Consider the following 2524-nt stretch of genomic DNA (forward strand, 5'->3'; position numbering starts at 1 on the left):
TGATCGAACAAAGCTTCGGTACGCTGCACCGTTAATCAAGACTGTCTGAAAACCCAAAATCAGTTTTCAGACGACCTTTCTGGTTTACAAGGCAGCCTATTTTTTACGCAAAACCCATTTTACGTCCTGCCCGATCAGCTCTACCGAACGACTTTCCCACTCGCCTTCCGAAGTCAAAACGGCGGGGTTAGCAGGGAGGGTAAGCAGGCTTCTGCCTTCGCCTAAGATTTTCGGCGCTTGGTACAACACGATTTCGTCTGCCAAGCCTGATTCGATAAAGGCGGAGGTCAGCGTCGCGCCCGCTTCGACCATAATCTCGCCGTAACCCAGTTCTGCCAATTGGGGCAGCAGTGCGGCAAGGTCTATACGTCCGGCGGCGTTTTCAGACGACCTCAAGATGCGGATATGATTGAACGCGCGGTATGGCTTGAGGCGTTCTTCATCATCGACGGCGGTTACGATGATGGTGGGGCTGAGGTCGTCTGAAACCATGTGGCTGCCCAACGGCGTTTGCAGTTTGCTGTCCAACACGATACGCGCGGGCTGGCGCAGGGTCGGGAAGGCGCGGACGTTGAGGCGCGGGTTGTCGGCAAGCACCGTGCCGATGCCGGTTAAGACGGCGCAGCTTTCCGCACGTAAGGTTTGTACGTCCGCCCTTGCGGCTTCGCCGGTAATCCAGTAGCTGCGTCCGTCGGCGAGCGCGGTTTTGCCGTCTAGGCTGGCGGCGCATTTGATGCGGACGAACGGGCGACCGCGTTCGATACGGGAGAGGAAGCCGCGGTTGAGTTCGCGCGCTTCGGTTTCCAGCAAACCGCTTTCGGTGCGGATGCCTGCGGCTTCGAGCATTGCCAAACCTTTGCCTGCCACCAAAGGATTGGGGTCGGTCATGGCGGCGACCACGCGCGACACGCCCGAGCCGATAAGAGCCTCGGCGCAGGGCGGCGTGCGGCCGTAATGGCTGCACGGTTCGAGCGTCACATAAGCCGTCGCCCCGCGCGCCATTTCGCCCGCCTGCCGCAGCGCATGCACTTCGGCGTGCGGTTCGCCTGCTTTGACATGAAATCCCTGTCCGACGATTTGGTTGCCGTGTGCAATCACGCAGCCGACGCGCGGGTTGGGGGAAGTGGAAAAACGCCCGAGCCGCGCAAGGGCAAGGGCGTTTTGCATCATTTGGGTATCAATACAATCAAACATAATGTGGATTTCTTAAAGTTTTCCGTTTTCAGACGACCTTCGCCGTGTTCCATTCGTCAAAATGCTAATGCGCCAAACTCACTTCTTTTAAAACGACGGACAAATCTTTCTGCCCCGCATGATGGCTGTACGCGCAAACGGTATAAATATTGGCTTCGTGAATGGCGATGCAGTATTGGTTGAACGTACCTTGCCGGTCTTCGCGGTCGGTTTGGTAATTCATGCGGTTGTCGGTGGCGATACCGACGCGGACATTTTGAGTCTCGTCCGATTGCAGGGCGGTTTTGAGTTCGGCGAAATAGGTTTTGGCATCCGTTTGCGCCGGGCCGTTGTTCGCCGCATAAATGGTAATGCGCGCTTCAGGGTCGTGTTGGAGCAGAATCAGGTTGGAGGCGGGAACGTTTTTCGGATGGCGGGCGGAATCAGCGATGATGTCGGTGAAGTGGCTGTTATGGACTGAAATGGAAATTTTGCCATCCATGCTCGTCAGCGTTTGAACCGTATCGGAGGCGGCTTTCGACACCGCATCGCCCTGTTCGGGGCTGCAGGCGGCAAGGCAGAATAGTGCGGCGGCTACGGATAAAACTCTTTTCATAAACATCCTCTTCATCATCAACACACCGCTTTCAGACGACCTATTTCCCGTCGGTCTGCACCAGCGTGGCGATTGCCTGAGTAAACTCGGACACGTCGTTGAAACTTTTATACACGGAAGCAAAACGGACATAGGCGACCTGATCGATTTTTGCCAATTCCTCCATCGCCATTTCCCCCACCATGCGCGACGGCACTTCCTTGTTGCCCGACTGATACAGACGCTGCTCAATCAGCGCGACCGTTTCATCGATTTTTTCCTGGGCGATCGGGCGTTTGTGCAAAGCCCGTTCCAAACTGGTTCTCAGCTTGTGCGGATTAAACGCCACGCGCGTACCGTTGGATTTAATCACCTGAGGCATCCGCATTTCGACCGTTTCAAACGTACTGAACCGCTGTCCGCACTCCACGCAACGGCGGCGGCGGCGGATGCTGTTCGTCTCTTCCAAGAGCCGCGAATCAGTGACTTGAGTATTGGGATGCTGACAAAACGGACATTTCATAAGTTTTTGAATTTATTTGTTTGTGAAACGGAATTGTAGCCGATTGAGCTATTCCCGTATAGTCGGTGGGTTTATTAACAGCTCATAAAGTACAAAACTTTTGTAAAGCCACTTTCAATCCCAAAAATCCCCCAGCAGAAATCTTTGAAATAACATGAATTATCAGCATTTATGCTCAATACCGTTTTCAAAATGAAGAGTCTGAGACCTTTGCAAAAAAGCCTTTCCCCCGA

The 2524-nt window shown here is 54.2% G+C and carries 3 protein-coding genes; all 3 read right to left on the reverse strand.

Annotated elements, in window-relative coordinates; genetic code table 11:
* Positions 1–96 precede the first annotated feature (96 nt).
* Positions 97–1194, reverse strand: a complete 1098-nt coding sequence (ribD, locus tag HMPREF3066_RS08380) for a bifunctional diaminohydroxyphosphoribosylaminopyrimidine deaminase/5-amino-6-(5-phosphoribosylamino)uracil reductase RibD (protein ID WP_070442055.1) — start codon at positions 1192–1194, stop codon at positions 97–99.
* Positions 1195–1258: 64 nt separating this feature from the next.
* The gene (locus HMPREF3066_RS08385) at positions 1259–1789 is read right to left on the reverse strand and encodes a hypothetical protein (RefSeq protein ID WP_240594062.1); all 531 of its coding nucleotides are present in this window, start codon (positions 1787–1789) and stop codon (positions 1259–1261) included.
* Between the two features lie 40 nt (positions 1790–1829).
* Entirely contained in the window at positions 1830–2291 is a 462-nt protein-coding gene (nrdR, locus tag HMPREF3066_RS08390; RefSeq protein WP_003776195.1) for a transcriptional regulator NrdR, read from the reverse strand.
* Positions 2292–2524 lie beyond the last annotated feature (233 nt).

It is taken from the genome of Neisseria sp. HMSC03D10 (genome assembly GCF_001807625.1).
In the GTDB taxonomy this organism is placed as follows: domain Bacteria; phylum Pseudomonadota; class Gammaproteobacteria; order Burkholderiales; family Neisseriaceae; genus Neisseria; species Neisseria mucosa.

What these genes read in the sequence shown, in the direction of transcription:
- ribD (WP_070442055.1), bottom strand. Translation starts at nt 1,194, where the DNA reads ATGTTTGATTGTATTGATACCCAAATGATGCAAAACGCCCTTGCCCTT.
- HMPREF3066_RS08385 (WP_240594062.1), bottom strand. Translation starts at nt 1,789, where the DNA reads ATGAAAAGAGTTTTATCCGTAGCCGCCGCACTATTCTGCCTTGCCGCC.
- nrdR (WP_003776195.1), bottom strand. Translation starts at nt 2,291, where the DNA reads ATGAAATGTCCGTTTTGTCAGCATCCCAATACTCAAGTCACTGATTCG.